The 16,792-nt window shown below is 71.1% G+C and carries 16 protein-coding genes; 12 read left to right on the top strand and 4 right to left on the bottom strand.

Going from position 1 to position 16,792, the window contains the following annotated elements:
- Positions 1 to 28 precede the first annotated feature (28 nt).
- The 7 genes from NFR93_RS06925 (at position 29) to NFR93_RS06895 (ending at position 5,232) form a co-directional block, all read left to right on the top strand.
- Positions 29 to 424, top strand: coding sequence for a VOC family protein (locus tag NFR93_RS06925; protein WP_251451178.1), 396 nt, complete (start codon positions 29 to 31; stop codon positions 422 to 424).
- Between the two features lie 44 nt (positions 425 to 468).
- Positions 469 to 918, top strand: a complete 450-nt coding sequence (locus tag NFR93_RS06920; protein WP_251451176.1) for an FAS1-like dehydratase domain-containing protein — start codon at positions 469 to 471, stop codon at positions 916 to 918.
- Complete coding sequence (locus tag NFR93_RS06915) at positions 915 to 1,322, top strand: MaoC/PaaZ C-terminal domain-containing protein (protein WP_251451174.1); 408 nt, start codon at positions 915 to 917, stop codon at positions 1,320 to 1,322. The genes NFR93_RS06920 and NFR93_RS06915 overlap by 4 nt, the downstream gene beginning before the upstream one ends.
- Complete coding sequence (locus NFR93_RS06910) at positions 1,322 to 2,458, top strand: UDP-N-acetylmuramate dehydrogenase (RefSeq protein WP_251451172.1); 1,137 nt, start codon at positions 1,322 to 1,324, stop codon at positions 2,456 to 2,458. Before NFR93_RS06915 ends, NFR93_RS06910 begins: the two co-directional genes overlap by 1 nt.
- A gap of 62 nt (positions 2,459 to 2,520) precedes the next feature.
- A complete protein-coding gene (locus NFR93_RS06905) occupies positions 2,521 to 3,198 on the top strand; it encodes a response regulator transcription factor (RefSeq protein WP_251451170.1) in 678 nt (225 codons plus the stop codon).
- A complete protein-coding gene (locus tag NFR93_RS06900) occupies positions 3,191 to 4,525 on the top strand; it encodes a sensor histidine kinase (protein WP_251451168.1) in 1,335 nt (444 codons plus the stop codon). Before NFR93_RS06905 ends, NFR93_RS06900 begins: the two co-directional genes overlap by 8 nt.
- A 68-nt stretch (positions 4,526 to 4,593) precedes the next feature.
- On the top strand, positions 4,594 to 5,232 hold the full coding sequence (locus tag NFR93_RS06895; RefSeq protein WP_251451166.1) for a PepSY domain-containing protein: 639 nt from the start codon (positions 4,594 to 4,596) through the stop codon (positions 5,230 to 5,232).
- 54 nt (positions 5,233 to 5,286) lie between these two features.
- Here the strand turns inward: NFR93_RS06895 and NFR93_RS06890 are convergent, their stop codons facing one another.
- Entirely contained in the window at positions 5,287 to 6,486 is a 1,200-nt protein-coding gene (locus NFR93_RS06890; protein WP_251451164.1) for a pyridoxal phosphate-dependent aminotransferase, read from the bottom strand.
- Positions 6,487 to 6,638: 152 nt separating this feature from the next.
- On the opposite strand from NFR93_RS06890, the gene NFR93_RS06885 reads away from it, so the two are divergent.
- The 4 genes from NFR93_RS06885 to NFR93_RS06870 are packed head-to-tail and all read left to right on the top strand — an operon-like array spanning position 6,639 to position 10,287.
- Complete coding sequence (locus tag NFR93_RS06885; RefSeq protein ID WP_251451162.1) at positions 6,639 to 7,556, top strand: ABC transporter ATP-binding protein; 918 nt, start codon at positions 6,639 to 6,641, stop codon at positions 7,554 to 7,556.
- Positions 7,553 to 8,407 (top strand): ABC transporter permease, encoded by an 855-nt coding sequence (locus NFR93_RS06880; protein WP_251451161.1) that lies wholly within the window; start codon positions 7,553 to 7,555, stop codon positions 8,405 to 8,407. Before NFR93_RS06885 ends, NFR93_RS06880 begins: the two co-directional genes overlap by 4 nt.
- Before the next feature lie 45 nt (positions 8,408 to 8,452).
- On the top strand, positions 8,453 to 9,658 hold the full coding sequence (locus NFR93_RS06875) for a sensor histidine kinase (RefSeq protein ID WP_251451159.1): 1,206 nt from the start codon (positions 8,453 to 8,455) through the stop codon (positions 9,656 to 9,658).
- Positions 9,655 to 10,287, top strand: a complete 633-nt coding sequence (locus tag NFR93_RS06870) for a response regulator (RefSeq protein WP_251451157.1) — start codon at positions 9,655 to 9,657, stop codon at positions 10,285 to 10,287. The genes NFR93_RS06875 and NFR93_RS06870 overlap by 4 nt, the downstream gene beginning before the upstream one ends.
- A 150-nt stretch (positions 10,288 to 10,437) precedes the next feature.
- Here NFR93_RS06870 and NFR93_RS06865 read toward each other — a convergent pair whose 3' ends face one another.
- Together NFR93_RS06865 and aceB are read right to left on the bottom strand one after the other, a co-directional pair.
- Complete coding sequence (locus NFR93_RS06865) at positions 10,438 to 12,033, bottom strand: isocitrate lyase (protein ID WP_251451155.1); 1,596 nt, start codon at positions 12,031 to 12,033, stop codon at positions 10,438 to 10,440.
- A 27-nt stretch (positions 12,034 to 12,060) separates the two neighbouring features.
- A complete protein-coding gene (gene aceB, locus NFR93_RS06860; RefSeq protein ID WP_251451538.1) occupies positions 12,061 to 13,701 on the bottom strand; it encodes a malate synthase A in 1,641 nt (546 codons plus the stop codon).
- Between the two features lie 223 nt (positions 13,702 to 13,924).
- On the opposite strand from aceB, the gene NFR93_RS06855 reads away from it, so the two are divergent.
- Complete coding sequence (locus NFR93_RS06855; RefSeq protein ID WP_251451154.1) at positions 13,925 to 15,403, top strand: helix-turn-helix transcriptional regulator; 1,479 nt, start codon at positions 13,925 to 13,927, stop codon at positions 15,401 to 15,403.
- Between the two features lie 4 nt (positions 15,404 to 15,407).
- Here the strand turns inward: NFR93_RS06855 and NFR93_RS06850 are convergent, their stop codons facing one another.
- A complete protein-coding gene (locus NFR93_RS06850) occupies positions 15,408 to 16,781 on the bottom strand; it encodes an NAD(P)/FAD-dependent oxidoreductase (protein ID WP_251451152.1) in 1,374 nt (457 codons plus the stop codon).
- Positions 16,782 to 16,792 lie beyond the last annotated feature (11 nt).

Below are 16,792 nucleotides of genomic sequence, written 5' to 3'. Positions count from 1 at the left end.
ACCACGCCCCCGGAGAGAAGGTTCCCGCATGACCGACCTGACCCTGTACGTCTGGTTCCCCGGCAACGCCGCCGAAGCGCTGACGTTCTATCGCGACGTGTTCGACGGACGGCTCGAACTCCACACGTACGAGGAGTTCGGCCGCACCGACGGTCCGGCCGAGGCCATCGCCCACGGGATCCTGGGCGGTCCCGTGCGGCTGTACGGCACCGACGCCGCAGGCGACGAGCCTTCGGTGTCGCAGACCGGCGTCAGCATGGCGCTTCTGGGCACCGCCGACCCCGAGACGCTGACACGGTGGTTCGACGGGCTGTCGGACGGGGGCACGGTTCTGGACCCGATGCAGAAGCGGCCGTGGGGCTCGACCGACGGCCAGGTCGTCGATCGATTCGGCATCCGCTGGCTCATCGGCTACGAGGACTGATCTGCTCCCGGGGGCGGCGCGGAGCCGCTGGGTAGGATGGCACGGTGCCAGTGAACCCCGAGCTCGTCGGACGCGTCTTCCCCGCGACCGCGCCGTACCTCGTCGGCCGTGAGAAGGTGCGGGAGTTCGCCCGCGCCGTCTTCGCCGACGACCCTCAGCACACCGATCCGGCTGCGGCCCGCGCGCTCGGCTACGCCGACGTCGTCGCGCCGCCGACCTTCGCGATGGTCGTGCAGGACCTCACGCTGCAGCAGCTGCTGGCCGAGCCCGACTCGGGCATCGAGCTCTCGCGGGTGCTCCACGCCGAGCAGCGGTTCCGCTACTCCCGCCCGATCGTCGCGGGCGACGAGCTCACGGCGCAGCTGACCGTCACCGGCATCCGAACGCTCGGCGGCAACGCGATGGTCACCAGCGACGCCGAGGTCCTCGACGCCGCGGGCGCGCATGTCGTGACCGCGACGTCGGTGCTGCTGGTGGGAGAGGGCGAGAAGTGACCGACCTGAACGTGGGCGACGTCGTCGCCGAACGCACCGTCCACCTCACCCGCGAGTCGCTCGTGCGCTACGCGGGCGCGTCGGGGGACTTCAACCCCATCCACTACCGCGACGACGTCGCCGCCGCCGTCGGTCTGCCCGGCGTCCTCGCGCACGGAATGCTGACCATGGGACTCGCCGTCGAGACGATCGTGCCGTGGCTCGGCGACGCCGGCCGCATCCTCGAGTACGGGGTGCGGTTCACGCGCCCGGTGGTCGTCGATCCTGAGACCGGCGCCGATGTCACGGTGGTCGCCAAGGTCGGGGCGATCGAGGACGAGGCGGTGCGCGTGGACCTCACCGTCACTCACGCCGGCACGACCGTGCTCGGCAAGGCGCAGGTGCGCGTCCGGCCCGCAGCCTGATGACGGAGATCTCGCCGGTCGAGCTGAAGACCCTCACGACCCTTCGCACCGGAGCCGCCCCGGCGCGCATGTTCGAGGCGACCTTCCGCGACGAGCTCGTGGCCACGCTGCGACAGCTCTGGGACGAGCGGGAGCCGTGGCTCGTCCTCGGCGGAGGATCCAACCTGTTCGTCGGGGACGAACCCTTCGACGGTGCCGTCGTCCGCGTTCGCACGTCCGGCATCGAGCGGATGCCGTCTCCTCGCCCCGGCTTCGTCCGGCTGAAGGTCGAGGCGGGACACGACTGGGACGCGCTGGTCGCGTACGCGGTCGGCGAAGGGCTCGCCGGCATCGAGGCGATGGCGGGGATCCCCGGCACCGTCGGTGCGGCGCCGGTGCAGAACATCGGCGCCTACGGGCAGGAGATCGTGCAGACCCTGGTCGAGGTGGAGCTGATCGACGAGGCCACCGGCGAGGTCTCGACGGTTCCGGCGGCAGAGCTCGGGCTCGGCTTCCGCACGTCGGTGCTCAAGCATCACTACGGTCAGGCTCCCGCCCGCCAGGCGGTCATCCTCACGGTGACCCTGGAGCTGGCCGACGTGGGGCGCACCGAGCGGACGATCGAGGGGCAGCAGCTGCGGACGGCGCTGGGACTGGCGGAGGGCGACGCCGTCGCGGTGGCATGGATCCGCGACCACGTGCTGGCCACACGCCGCCTCAAGGGCATGGTGCTCGATGACGGCGATCCCGACACCTACAGTGCCGGCTCGTTCTTCCAGAACGCGATCGTCTCGGCATCCTTCGCGCGCACCCTGCCGGATGCCTGCCCGCGCTGGCCGGTCGCACCCGACCTCGACCCGGTCCTCGTGATCCCGCTCGCCGCGTTCGACGGGTACGTACCGCCGCCGTCCGCCGTCGCGTCCGACGTGAAGGTGAGCGCGGCGTGGCTCATCGAGCACTCGGGTCTGCGCAAGGGCTTCAAGCTGCCGCGTTCGCGCGCCGCGCTGTCCAGCAAGCACGCCCTGGCGCTGACCAACCGGGGCAACGCCACCGCGGGAGAGGTCGCCGAACTCGCCCGTTTCATCCAAGGGCGCGTGCAGTCCGAGTTCGGTCTCATCCTGCAGCCCGAGCCCGTGCTGGTGGGCGTCGAGCTGTAGCGCCGCACCGTCTTCAGCCGCGCTTCAGGCGCGCTACAGGTTTCGTCGGCCACGATGGACCCATGCGCGTGCTGGTGGTCGACGACGAAGTGCGCCTCGCCGAGGGCTTGAAGCGCGGGCTCGAGGCTGAGGGCTTCGCCGTCGACGTCGCCCACGACGGCGTCGAGGGTCTTTGGTACGCGCGCGAGAACACGTACGCGGCGATCCTGCTCGACCTCATGCTGCCGCGCCTGAGCGGATACGCGGTGTGCCGGACGCTGCGCGACGAGCAGAACTGGACGCCGGTGCTGATGCTCACCGCCAAGGACGGCGAATGGGACCAGATCGAGGGTCTCGACACCGGAGCCGACGACTACCTGACCAAGCCGTTCTCGTTCGCGGTGCTGCTCGCCCGGCTGCGGGCGCTCACCCGCAGGGGGTCGACGCCGCGCCCCGTGCAGCTTGCCGTCGACGACCTCGTCCTCGATCCCGCCGCGCGGACGGTGGCGCGCGGGCGCACCCCGATCGAGCTGACCAGCCGCGAGTTCGCCGTGCTGCACTTCCTCATGCGCCGGGCCGGAGAGGTCGTGTCGAAGTCCGACATCCTCGACGGCGTGTGGGACTTCTCGTTCGAAGGCGACCCGAACATCGTCGAGGTCTACATCGGACACCTGCGCGCCAAGGTCGACCGGCCCTTCGGTCGCTCGTCGATCCGCACCATCCGCGGCGCGGGCTACCGCATCGGCTCCGAAGATGAGTGAGTCGGCGGAGCGACCCGCCCGCCGACGCGGCGGCATCCGCCTGCGCATCACCGTCGTCGCGGTGGCCGCGGTGACGATCGCGCTGATCGCCGGCGCGGTCGGGTTCTGGCTCGTGCTGCGGGCGTCGCTGCTCGGCCAGCTCGACACCGCCGCGAACCAGGATGCCGCCGCCTTCGCCGAGCAGCTCGACGAGGGCGACGTCGACGCGCTCCCCGATGTCGACGACGACCGCCTGTGGCAGGTCATCGACGACGAGAGCGGCGCGGTTCGGGGCGCCAGCGATGTCGCCGAGGATCTCGGGGCGCTCGCCGCGGCGGACGGCAGCGTGCCGGACCTCATGCGCGTCGACGACGGCACCGTCTACGCGATGGCGGCCGAGCGCGACGGTGACGTGGTCGTCGTGGCCGGCCGCTCGACCGAGGAGGTCGACACCACCCTCAGCGCCGTCGGGGTGCTGTTGGCGGTGGCGGTGCCGATCGTCGCGGGAATCGTCGGGGTGACCACCTGGGTCGCGGTGGGCGGAGCGCTCCGGCCCGTGGAGCGCATGCGGCGCCAGGTGGACGCCGTGAGCGCGACCGATCTGTCGCGACGTGTGGACGAGCCCGGGACCGGCGACGAGCTCGCGGGCCTGGCCACCACCATGAACGGGATGCTGACGCGGCTGGACGACGCGCAGCGGGCGCAGCGGCGCTTCATCTCGGACGCCTCGCACGAGCTGAAGTCGCCGCTGGCCGTGCTGCGGCAGTTCGCCGAGGTGGCGCGGGACCACCCCGAACGCGTCACCCCCCGGGAACTGACCGACACCGTCCTCGACGAGGGCGCGCGATTGGAGCGCCTGGTCCAGGGGATGCTGGTGCTCGCCCGCGCCGACGAACGCGCGCTCACGATCACTCCGCAGGAGGTCGACCTCGACGACGTCCTGCTGGCCGAGGCGCAGCGACTGCGCCCCGCGGCTGTGTCGGTGGACGGCTCGGCGATCGCCCCCGTGCGCGCCCGCGTCGATCCGGGACTGCTGCGCCAGGCGGTCCGGAACCTCGTCGACAACGCCGCCCGCCATGCGCAGGGGCGGATCGCGCTGGCGTGCTCCGAGCGGGACGGGTGGGCGGTCATCACCATCGACGACGACGGACCGGGGGTCGCCGAAGCCGAGCGGGAGCGCGTGTTCGACCGCTTCGTCCGGCTGGACGACGCCCGCTCCCGGGATGCCGGGGGAAGCGGCCTGGGGCTTGCCATCGTCCGCGAGATCGCGGTGCGACACGGCGGCTGGGCGCGCATCACCGGGTCGCCCTGGGGCGGCGCCCGCGCCGAACTGCGCCTGCCGCTCTGATCTGGAGGCGCTTCAGGCTGGCTTCAGCATCGGATCGGCACAGTGGAGTCGTACCCGAGGAGGACACCATGAACAAGCGCACCATCACCATCACCGCTCTCGCCGCCGCCGGCGCCGTCGCTCTGGCAGGCGGGGCCGCGGTGCCCCTGACCCCGGCGACCGCGCCCACCGCGACCGCGACGCCGACGGCCACCCCGACGTCGCCCGCGAGCGACGACTCGTCGAACGACCCGGCCGTGTCGGACGCGGATCTGGATCGCGCGATCGCCGCCGCGCTCGAGGCCGCCGGTTCGGGAACCGTCGTCGACGCGGATGCGGACGACGACGCCTCGCACGCCTACGAGATCGACATCCGCCTCGATGCGGGCGGCTATGCGGAGGTCAAGCTCGACGCCGCCTTCGACGTCGTCTCGATCGAGAACGACGACCGCGGGGGAGACGCGCGTGACGACGGCTCGCGTGACGACGACTCGAGTGACGACGCCGACGACCGCGACACGGACGACCTCGCGGCCGACTCCGAGGACTACAGGGCCGCCGCCGCTGCCGCGCTCGAAGAGGTCGGCGAAGGAACCGTCACGAGCGTCGAGCGCGAGGACGACGACGCCGACGACGACCACGCGTACGAGGTCGAGGTCGAGCTGGCGAACGGCGACGACGTCGACGTCGAGCTCGCGGCGGACTTCACCGTCGTCCGCACCGACTGATCCGCACGACCGGGCCGCACGTGGCAGCCCGGTCCGCCGGACGAGCGGCGTCTGTCAGGAGAAGAGCTCCTGCAGGCGCCGCACCCCTTCGAGCAGGGCGTCGTCGCCGAGGGCGTACGACAGGCGCAGGTAGCCGCTGGGGCCGAACGCCTCGCCCGGTACGACCGCGACCTCGGCCGCTTCGAGGATGAGGTCGGCCAGCTCGAGCGTCGTGGTCGGCGTGGTGCCCCGCCACTCACGGCCGAGCAGCCCCTGGACGTCGGGGTAGACGTAGAACGCACCGAGGGGGTTCGGCACCGTGACGCCGTCGATCTTCGCCAGTTCCGACACGATGAGCTTGCGGCGTCGGTCGAAGGCGACGCGCATCTGCTCGGCTTCGGTCTGCGGGCCCGTCAGCGCGGCGAGGGCTGCCCGCTGGGCGATGTTGTTGACGTTGCTCGACAGGTGCGACTGCAGGTTCGCGGCCACCTTGATCGCGTCCTTGGGGCCGACCATCCAGCCGACGCGCCAGCCGGTCATGGCGTACGTCTTGGCGACGCCGTTGACCAGGATCGTCTGCGCCGCGGCCTCGGGCACCGCCTCGACGATCGAGACCGCGCGCACGCCCTCGTAGACGAGGTTCTGATAGATCTCGTCGGTGATGATCCAGATGCCGTGCTCGAGTGCCCACTCGCCGATCGCCTTGGTCTCTTCGGGCGTGTAGACCGAGCCGGTCGGGTTCGACGGCGACACGAAGACCAGCGTGGTGGTGCGCTCGGTGCGCGCGGCTTCGAGCTGTTCGACGGTGACCTTGTACTCCTGGTCGGCGCCGGCGAACACCTCGACGGGAGTGCCGTCCGCCAGCGCGATCGCCTCGGGGTACGTCGTCCAGTACGGGGCGGGCAGGAGGACCTCGTCGCCGGGGTTCACCACCGCCTGGAACGCCTGGTAGACCGCCTGCTTGCCGCCGTTGGTGACGATGACCTGCGACGGGTCGACTTCGAGACCCGAGTCGCGGAGGGTCTTCGCGGCGATCGCCTCGCGGAGCACGGGAAGGCCCACCGCGGGGGTGTAGCGATAGTTCGCGGGATCGTGCAGCGCCTCGGCGGCGGCGTCCACGATGAACTGCGGCGTGGGGAAGTCGGGCTCGCCCGCGGCGTAGCTGATCACGGGACGACCCGCCGCCTGCAGGGCCTTGGCCTTGGCGTCCACCTTCAGCGTGGCGGACTCGGCGATGGCGGACAGCTTGCGGGACAGGGGAGCGCGTTCGGTCACACACCGAATCGTAGTCGCGACCGCCGGCGGGTGTCGGCCCGCCGTGGACGTCGACCCGCCCGCGGGCGCGGGTGCGGCATCCACCGAATGGGGGAGGCGGCATCGGACCAATGGCCCTGCCGCGGTGCGGTGCGCAGCGCGAGGCTGGAGTCATGGCAGACAACGTGGTGCAGGTGCGGAACCTGCGCAAAGAGTACGGCGGCCGGGCCGTCGTCGACGACGTGTCGTTCGACATCGCCCGCGGCGAAACCTTCGCCCTCCTGGGTCCGAACGGGGCGGGCAAGTCGACGACGGTCGAGATCCTCGAGGGGTTCCGGCGGCGCACCGCGGGCGAGATCAGCGTGCTCGGGGCCGACCCCGGCCACGCCGCCCTGTCGTGGAGGGCGCGCCTCGGCGTCGTCCTGCAGAGCTCCGGCGAACTCGGCGCACTGACCGTGCGCGAGAACGTGCAGCAGTTCGCGGGCTTCTTCCCGCGGCCGCGCGACGTGGACGAGGTGATCGAGGCGGTCGGCCTCACCCCGCAGGCGACCACCCGGGTCAACAAGCTCTCCGGGGGCCAGCAGCGACGGGTGGACGTGGCCCTGGGCATCATCGGCGGCCCCGAGCTGCTCTTCCTGGACGAGCCGACCACGGGCTTCGACCCGCAGGCCCGACGGGAGTTCTGGACGATGATCCAGGGGCTCTCGGACGGCGGCACGACCATCCTGCTCACCACCCACTACCTCGAAGAGGCCGCCCAGCTGGCCGACCGTGTGGGCATCATCGTCGGCGGGCGCCTGCAGGCGATCGGCCCGGTCGACACCATCGGCGGCGCGGATGCCCGCATCCCGCTCGTGCGGTGGAACGAGGGCGGTCGGGCTCACGAGGAGCGCACCGCGGAGCCGGGCCGCTTCGTCGCCGGCCTCGTGGCCCGCCTGGGCGCCGAGCCGGCCGGCATCGAGATCGTCCGGCCCTCGCTCGAAGACGTCTACCTCGAGATGGTCGGCTACGACGCCGACCCCGCGCCCGACGCATCGACGGATGCCGCGACGACCGCCGCGGCCCCCACCGGAAAGGTTCCCCGCTCATGAGCGTGCTCACCCCGCGGGTCGCGACCCGCCCGTCCGCCGGTCGCGGCATCCTGCGCATGGGTCTGTGGCGTGCGCGGTTCGAGCTCAAGCAGTACTTCCGCAGCGGCGACAGCGTCGTCTTCACCTTCCTGTTCCCCATCCTCCTGCTGGGACTGTTCACCGTCGCGTTCGGTTCGGACGGCGACTTCCAGCCGGCGCCGGGCCTGCCCGCCGTGAGCCTCGGGCAGATGTACCTGCCGTCGATGCTCGCCGCCGGTCTGCTGCTCTCGGGACTGCAGAACATGGCCCTCGACATCGCGGTGGAGCGGTCGGAGGGCATGCTCAAGCGGCTCGGGGCGACGCCGGTGTCGCCGGTCAGCTACTTCATCGGCAAGATCGTGCAGGTCCTCGTCACGGGCATCCTGCAGGCGGCCCTCCTGCTCGCCTTCGCGGCGTTCGTGCTGCGGGTGGAGCTGCCGTCCGAGCCCGAGAAGTGGGGGACGTTCGCGTGGGTGTTCGTCCTCGGGATCACGACGTCGGCGCTGCTGGGCGTCGCCCTCTCGACGGTGCCCCGCACCTCTCGCAGCGCCTCGGCGGTCGTCATCCCCCTCGTGCTCATCCTGCAGTTCATCTCGGGCGTGTACCTCTTCTTCTTCCAGTTGCCGGAGTGGCTGCAGAGCGTGGCAGGGATGTTCCCCGTCAAATGGATGGCGCAGGGGATGCGCGCGGTGTTCCTGCCCGAGGAGTACGCCGTGCTCGAGCAGAACGGCGAGTGGAACCTCACCGGCGTCGCCCTCGCCCTCGGCATCTGGCTGGTGGTGGGGCTCGTGCTCGGGCGGCTGACGTTCCGCTGGAACCGCCGCGACGCGTAGCCTGACTGGCGGCGGGACGACTCCGCGGACGACTGAGGGGGCCGGATGCTGCTGAAGCCGAGATGGTGGGACATCACCGTCGCCGCCGGAGCACTCGTGATCGCCGTCGGAACCGTCTTCGGCTTCGGACCCACCTCACCCGCACGGCAGGCGGTCGCGCTCGCCGCGACCGCGGGGTTCGTCCTCGCCTACGCCCTCATCGCCCGCGGCGGCATCGAGCGCCCCGTGCCGTGGCGCTTCCACGCCTTCCTCGTCGCGGCATTCGCGGTGATCGCGGTCGGATGCGCGGCGGCGGGGTTCATGGCGATGCTGCAGACCCTCGCCTACCCGCTGGTGTGGGTGCTCGGAGACACCCGGCGGCGCGGCATCCTGGGCTCGGTCGTGGTCGCCGCCGCGACGTTCACCGGGTTCGCGATCAACGGCGCCCCGGGCGCCTCCGGGCTGGCCTCGGGAGCGGCGACGGCGGGGTTCTCGCTCGTGTTCGCGATCGCGCTCGGCATGTGGATCGCGAGCATCGCCGAGTACGGCGAAGAGCGTGCGCGGCTGCTCGCCGACCTCACCGCCGCCCAGGCGCAGGTCGAGGCGCTCAGCCGCGATCGCGGGGCGGCGGAGGAGCGCGAGCGCCTGGCCCGCGACATCCACGACACGCTCGCCCAGACCCTCGCCGGTCTCGTCCTGTTGGCCGAGCGCGCGGGGCGCCGATCGCGCGAAGGACGAGCGGATGCCGCAGCCGACGCGATCGGCGAGGTCGAGCAGGTCGCCCGCGAAGCGCTCGGCGAGGCGCGCGCACTCGTGGCCCGCACGGCCGCGGTGCCCTCCGACCAGGCCCTCGACGCCGCGCTCGGCCGACTCTCCGACCGGTTCCGCGCCGAGACCGGCCTCGACATCGACCTGCGCGTCGACACGGCGGGGGCCGAGATCGATCGCGAGCGCCAGGTGGTGATGCTGCGCTGCGTGCAGGAGCTCCTCGCCAACGTCCGCAAGCACTCCGGCGCCTCGCGCGTGGCGGTGCAGGTGACCGGCGCGGCCGACGGCGGGCTCCGGCTCGAGGTCGCCGACGACGGGGCCGGCTTCGATCCGGCCGCACCGCGCACCGGCTTCGGTCTCGACGGCATGCGCGAGCGCGTCGCGCTGGCCGGCGGCACTCTCGTGATGGCGACCGCCCCGGGAGCCGGCGCCCGCGTCGTGATCGAACTGCCGGCCGCGCCGGTTGCGGCATCCGTCATCCGGGGTGCGGAGGCCGCGTCGTGATCCGGCTGCTGATCGCCGACGACCATCCGGTGGTGCGCGCGGGGCTGGCCGGGCTGCTCTCGGACGAGGACGGGCTCGAGGTGGTCGCCGAGGCCGCGAACGGCGACGAGGCGGTGCGGCTGGCCGCGGCCACGCGTCCCGACGTCGTGCTCATGGACCTGCGGATGCCCGGGGTCGACGGCGTGGCCGCCACGGCGCGCATCGCCGGGGGAGAGGCGGGCGATCCGCCGCCGCGGGTGCTGATCCTCACCACGTACGAGACCGACGACCAGATCCTCGCCGCGATCGAGGCGGGGGCGGCGGGCTACCTGCTGAAGGCCGCCCCGCAGGCCGAGATCGTCGCCGGCATCCGCTCGGTCGCCGCGGGGCAGTCGGCGCTGTCCCCGCAGGTCGCGGTACGGCTCGTCGAGCGGATGCGGCGCCCGGCCCCGGAGTCCCCGCTGACCCCGCGAGAGCTCGACGTGCTGCGCCTGGTGGCCTCGGGTCGCAGCAACAAGCAGATCGCCGTCGCGCTGGGCATCGGCGAGTCCACCGTGAAGACCCACCTGCTGAAGGTCTTCGAGAAGCTGGCGGTCACCGACCGCACGCGCGCGGTCACCCTCGCTCTGGAGCGCGGCATCCTGCCCTGACCCCTGCCCCTGCCCCTGCCCCTTCGCTCTGTCCCCTTCCCCCTGTCCGCGAAAGTACAACTGGCGGACGAGGGGCCGGGGTTTCCCCCACCTCTCGTCCGCCAGAAGTACTCTCGCGGTCAGGCTCGGCCGGGCCGGGCCGCGCGGGTGTCAGGAGAACTGGTTCATGGTGTTCTGCTGGCCGCCGGCCTTCAGGGCCGCGGCGCCGGCGAAGTACTCCTTGTGGTTGTCGCCGATGTCGCTGCCGGCCATGTTCTGGTGCTTGACCGTGGCGATTCCCTCGCGGATCTCGCGACGCTGCACACCCGTCACGTAGGCGAGCATGCCCTCGTCCCCGAAGTAGCCCTTCGCCAGGTCATCGGTCGACAGTGCAGCCGTGTGGTAGGTCGGCAGCGTGATGAGGTGGTGGAAGATCCCGGCGCGCGCGGAGCCGTCGCGCTGGAAGGTGCGGATCCTCTCGTCGGCCAGGCGGGCGAGCTCGGTGTCGTCGTAGGCGACGTTCATCAGGTCGCCGCGGTCGTACGCCGAGACGTCCGCGCCCTGCTCCGCGAGGGCGTCGTACACCTGCTGGCGGAAGTTCAGCGTCCAGTTGAACGACGGGCTGTTGTTGTACACGAGCTTCGCGTCCGGGATCACCTCGCGGATGCGGTCGACCATGCCGGCGATCTGCTCGATGTGCGGCTTCTCGGTCTCGATCCACAGCAGGTCGGCACCGTTCTGGAGCGACGTGATGCAATCGAGCACCACGCGATCCTCACCCGTGCCGGGACGGAACTGGTAGAGGTTGCTCGCCAGCCGCTTCGGCCGCAGCAGTGTGTCGCCCCGCTTGATCACGACGTCGCCGTTGCCGAGGTCGGCGTCCGAGACCTCCTCCGCGTCGAGGAAGGAGTTGTAGCGGTCGCCCAGGTCGCCGGGTTCCCTCGTCACGGCGAGCTTCTGGGTGAGACCGGCGCCGAGCGAGTCGGTGCGCGCCACGATGATGCCGTTGTCGATGCCGAGCTCGAGGAACGCGTACCGCACCGCGTTGATCTTGGCCAGGAAGTCCTCGTGCGGGACGGTGACCTTCCCGTCCTGGTGGCCGCACTGCTTCTCGTCCGACACCTGGTTCTCGATCTGGATCGCGCAGGCGCCCGCCTCGATCATCTTCTTGGCGAGCAGGTAGGTCGCCTCGGGGTTGCCGAAGCCCGCGTCGATGTCGGCGATGATCGGCACCACATGGGTCTCATAGGAGTCGATCTGGGACTGGACGAACTCGGCGGCGGTGTCGTCGCCGGCCGCGCGCGCGGCGTCCAGCTGCGTGAAGAGCAGATCGAGTTCGCGCGCATCGGCCTGGCGGAGGAACGTGTAGAGCTCCTCGATCAGCGCCGGTACCGCGGTCTTCTCGTGCATCGACTGGTCGGGAAGCGGGCCGAACTCCGAACGGAGCGCGGCGATCATCCAGCCCGACAGGTACAGGTAGCGCTTGTTCGTGGTCTTGAGGTGCTTCTTGATCGAGATGAGCTTCTGCTGCCCGATGAAGCCGTGCCAGACGCCGAGCGACTGGGTGTAGACCGACGTGTCGGCGTCGTACTCCGCCATGTCGCGACGCATGATGTCGGCGGTGTACTGGGCGATCTCGAGTCCCGTGCGGAAGCGGTTCTGCGCCCGCAGGCGAGCGGCGGACTCGGGATCGATGGCGTCCCACCCGGCGCCGCGCTGCTCTTTGAGGGCTCGGATGCCGTCGATGTCGTCCTGGAATGCAGTCATGTCAGTTCCTCTGTACGTCTGGGTGGGTCAGTCGGTTTCGACGAGATGCCGGGCGTAGGCCGGCAGCGTCAGGAAGGCCGGGAAGTCCGGGCCGAGCGCGACCTCGCGGAAGATCTCCGCCGCATCATCGAAGCGATCGCCGTCACGGCGGTCCGCCTCGGCGAGCACCTGTGCGATCAGGCCCTCGATGTAGTCCCGGGTGATCGGCGTGCCGTCCTCGGTGGACTGGTCCTGATGGATCCACTGCCACACCTGACCGCGGCTGATCTCGGCGGTCGCGGCGTCCTCCATGAGGTTGTCGATCGCCACGGCGCCCAGGCCCCGCAGCCACGCTTCGATGTAGCGGACCGCGACCGACACGTTGCCGTGCACGCCCGCCGCCGTGATCGGCCGTCCGATGTGGACGTCGATCAGATCGGATGCCGAGACCTCGACCTCTGGCCGCTGACGGTCGAGCTGGTTCGGCCGCTCGCCCAGCACCGCATCGAACTCGGCCCGCGCCACCGGGATCAGGTCGGGGTGCGCCACCCAGGTGCCGTCGAAGCCGTCGCCGGCTTCGCGCTTCTTGTCTGCGGCGACCTTCTCGAACGCGCGCGCGGTCACCTCGGGATCGCGCCGGTTCGGGATGAAGGCGCTCATCCCGCCGATCGCGAACGCGCCGCGCTTGTGGCACGTCTGCACCAGCAGCTCGGTGTACGCCCGCATGAACGGCACCGTCATCGTGACCTCGCTGCGGTCGGGCAGGACGAACCGCGCCCCGCGCCCCCGGTACGTCTTGATGATCGAGAAGATGTAGTCCCAGCGGCCCGCGTTCAGACCCGCGGCGTGGTCGCGCAGCTCGAACAGGATCTCCTCCATCTCGAGCGCCGCCGGCAGCGTCTCGATGAGGATCGTCGCGCGGACGGTGCCGTGCGGGATGCCGATGTACCGCTCGCTGAAGGTGAACACGTCGTTCCACAGTCGCGCTTCCTCACTGGACTCGAGCTTGGCGATGTAGAAGTACGGTCCGCGCCCGTTCTCGATCAGCCGCTGCGCGTTGTGGAAGAAGTACAGCCCGAAGTCCACCAGCGAGCCCGACGCGGGCATGCTGCGGCCGTAGCGGTCGGTGAAGCGGATGTGCTGCTCGGGCAGGTGCCACCCGCGCGGGCGCATCACGATCGTCGGGGTCTCGGTGGCTGTGACCTCGTAGCGCTTGCCCTCGGGACTCGTGAACGACAGCTCGCCGCGGATCGCGTCGCGCAGGCTCAGCTGACCCCCGATGACGTTGCCCCACGTCGGGCTGGTGGCGTCCTCCTGGTCGGCGAGCCACACCTTCGCGCCGGAGTTCAGGGCGTTGATGGTCATCTTCGGATCGGTCGGTCCCGTGATCTCGACGCGACGATCCTCGAGACCGGGGCCCGCCCCGGCGACCTTCCACGACGCATCCTCGCGAATGTGCCGGGTGTCGTCGCGGAACTGCGGGTCGTGACCGTTGCCGATCTCGAACCGGCGACGCAGACGGTCGGAGAGCCGGTCCTGCCGCCGGGCGCCGAAGCGGTGGTGCAGCTCGGTCAGGAACGCGAGCGCTGCCGGCGTGAGGATCTCGTCGTAGCGGGGCCCCATGGGCCCGGCGATCTCGATCGAGGGTTCGTGCGTCTGGGTGGGGATCGGCCCCGTGCGAATGCGCATCGGGGTGGCGGTTGCAGGTGTCATATCCCTGTCTTCCTGTGAGCGAGTACGTGAGTGGATGCCGGGGTCCGGGGTGTGTGCCGGGTCGCGGCGTCCTGTGATCTGCGTTCTGGGCCGATCGGGGTGGGGCGTACCCCCACTCTGGGTGAAGTTCCCGGGGTGAACCCGACGAATCCGGGTGTGAACTTGTGGCGTAATTCACGTTTCGTGACAGAATCCCCTCATGACGACACCGTTCACCCGTGATGTGCTGTCGGATGCGGCCGACGATGGAGACGTGGACTCCCTGACCATCGGCCGCCGTATCCGCCAGCTGCGCACCGAGCGCGGCATGACCCTCGATGACCTGGCCGGCGCCATCGGGCGGGTGCCGAGTCAGCTGTCGATGATCGAGAACGGGCGTCGCGAGCCGAAGCTCACTCTCCTGCAGACCATCGCGCGCGCGCTCGGCACCTCGTTGGATGCGCTCCTCGAGTCCGAGCCGCTCGACGAGCGGGCGACGCTCGAGATCGCGCTCGAGCGGGCCATGCGCGGTCAGACGTTCCAGGCGCTCGGGATCGAGCCGTTCCGCATCGGCAAATCGGTGCCCACCGAGGCGCTCAAGGCGATGCTCGCCCTCCAGGGCGAGATCGGGCGCCTCAACGACGAGCGGGCGGCGACGCCCGAAGAGGCCCGGCGGGCGAATCTGGCGCTTCGCCGCCTCATGCGCACGCAGAGCAACTACTTCGCCGAGCTCGAAGCGCAGGCGCGCGGCATCCTGGAGGCCGTCGACCACCCCGGCGGACCACTGACGCAGCGGACGGCGTCCGATATCGCCGCACACCTCGGCTTCACCCTGCACTACGTGCCGGATCTGCCCCAGACCACCCGCAGCGTCGCCGACATCAAGAACGGCCGGCTGTATCTGTCCAGCCGGCTGACCTCGAAGGGGGATCCGCGCACCGCCGTGCTGCAGGCGCTGTCGAGCCGCATCCTCGGGCATGCCGAGCCGACCTCGTACGCGGAGTTCCTGCGCCAGCGGGTCGAGACGAATTACCTCACCGGCGCGCTGCTGATCCCCGAGTCGCACGCCGTGCCGTTCCTGCAGGACGCCAAGAAGGACCGTGCGATCTCGATCGAGGACCTGCGGGACGCCTACTCGGTGTCGTACGAGACCGCCGCGCACCGGTTCACGAACCTCGCCACGGAGCATCTGGGGCTGCCCGTGCACTTCTTGAAGGTGCACGAGTCCGGCACCATCACGAAGGCGTACGAGAACGACGACGTCAACTTCCCGACCGACCGGCTCGGGTCGATCGAGGGCCAGATGTGCTGCCGCAAGTGGACCTCACGCGTGGTCTTCGACGTCGACGACCACTTCAACCCCTACTACCAGTACACCGACACCGGCAACGGCACGTACTGGTGCACGGCGCGCGTGGAGCTGTCGAGCGAGGGGGCGCACTCGGTGTCGGTGGGCGTGCGCTTCGACGACACGAAGTGGTTCCTGGGGCGCGACACCTCGAATCGCGGGGTGTCGAAGCATTCGGTCGAGGTGTGCTGCCGCCGGGCGCCGGCCGACCTCGAGGCGGCGTGGCGGCAGAACGCGTGGCCGAACGTGCGGACGCCGCGGACCCTGCTGGCCACTCTGCCCACCGGGGCCTTTCCCGGGGTCGACACGACGGACGTGTACGAGTTCCTCGAGGCGCACGCCCCGCGCTGAACCGTCAGCGGCCGGCGACGAGGTCGGCGACCGACGCCGGCCACGCGGTGCGCTCGGACGTGCCGAGCTCCTCCAGACGATCGGCGGTGCGATACGCGGCGTAGATGCCCTGCACCGCGAGCCAGCGCAGCGGCTCGGGCTCCCAGCGGCGCGCCCGATGCCCCACCCACGGCAGGCGCACCAGGTCGGTGTCGCGGCCCAGCACGAGGTCGGCGAGGGTCCGCCCGGCGAGGTTGGTCGCGGTCACCCCGGTCCCGACGTAACCGCCCGCCCAGCCCAGACCGGTGGCGCGATCGTGGCCCACCGTGGCCGCCCAGTCCCGCGGGACGCCGAGCACCCCCGACCAGGCGTGCGCGACGGGTGTGGTCGCGGCATCCGGGAAGAAGTCACGCAGAAGGGCGGTCAGCGACGCGATGGTGCGCTCCTGCGTCGCGCCGTCGGTGTCGACGCGGGAGGCATAGCGGTAGGGGATGCCGCGACCGCCGAACGCGATGCGATCGTCCGCGGTGCGCTGGGCGTACATGTACACGTGCGCGAAGTCGCCGAGGGTCTCACGGCCCGACCAGCCCACAGCGTCCCAGAACGACGCGGGGAGCGGTTCGGTGACGATCATGGACGAGTTCATCGGCAGCCACGTGCGGTGCTCGCCCCGCAGGTCGGCCGTGAAGCCCTCGGTCGCGCGGATGATGTGGAGCGCGCGCACGGTGCCGTGGTCGGTCACGGCGCGGCCCGGAGCGATCTGGGTCACCCGCGTGCCCTCGTGGATCGTGACGCCCCGGCGCTCGACGACGGCGGCGAGACCCGCGACGAGCTTGGCCGGATGCACGCGCGCGCAGTGCGGGTGCCAGATGCCGCCGAGGATCCCGTCGACGGCGATGCGGGACGCCGCGGCCCGGCCGTCCAGTTCCTCGATGTCGGTGCCGGGCCAGGATCGCTCGTTCGCGGCCGCGGCGCGAAGGCGGGCCAGCTGGGACGGCGTGCGGGCGATCTCGAACTCGCCGCCCTTGACGATGTCGGCGTCGATGCCCTCTCGCGAGGCGACGGAGATCACCTCGTCGACGGTGTGGTCGAGGGCGCGCTGCTGCGCGATCGCCGCCGTGCGGCCGTGGCTCACGGCGAGCTTCTCGCGCCCGCCGGTGACCGAGTTCGTCAGCCAGCCGCCGTTGCGGCCCGACGCGCCGAACCCGGCGAAGCGCTGCTCCAGCACGGTGATGCGCAGGTCCGGCTGCAGCTGCGACAGGTAGTACGCCGTCCACAGCCCGGTGTAGCCCGCCCCGACGATGACGACGTCCGCGTCGCGATCGCCCTCGAGCCCGGGGCGCTCGGGCGGGCGTCCGCCGAGGTCGCGCCACCACCACGACACGTCGCCGTTCCTCACGGGGTCCGCCC

Source organism: Microbacterium sp. Marseille-Q6648 (genome assembly GCF_943181415.1).
GTDB lineage: Bacteria > Actinomycetota > Actinomycetes > Actinomycetales > Microbacteriaceae > Microbacterium.
This window is presented reverse-complemented; position numbering and strand designations above follow the sequence as displayed.